Genomic DNA, 274 nt, shown 5'->3' on the forward strand with positions numbered 1-274 from the left:
TGGGGGAAGTCATGGGGGCAAGCCTTGCGCTGTCGGGCGGGAAGTCGTGGAACCGGGATTGTTGCCAGCCTCGCCCCCCGCAGCAAGGCCAGCCGCGATACCGGTATTGCCGCTACCCCCCAAGGCGCGCGGCTACTGCGCGGCGCCGCGCAGCCAGGCCTTGGGGGTGGCCCCGCGGTGCGCCTTGAAGGCCTTGATGAAATGGCTGAGGCTGGAAAAGCCGATGCTGTAGGCGGTTTCGGTGACCGAGCAGCCGCGCCGCAACAGGCCGGCG

1 protein-coding gene is annotated in these 274 nt (G+C 69.7%); it reads right to left on the minus strand.

The features are described 5' to 3' along the window. Positions 1–132: 132 nt before the first annotated feature. Positions 133–264, minus strand: coding sequence for a helix-turn-helix domain-containing protein (locus SB771_RS34375; protein WP_410721960.1), 132 nt, complete (start codon positions 262–264; stop codon positions 133–135). Between the last annotated feature and the right edge of the window lie 10 nt (positions 265–274).

Source organism: Burkholderia sp. SIMBA_051 (assembly GCF_046534915.1).
Taxonomy (GTDB): domain Bacteria; phylum Pseudomonadota; class Gammaproteobacteria; order Burkholderiales; family Burkholderiaceae; genus Burkholderia; species Burkholderia ambifaria.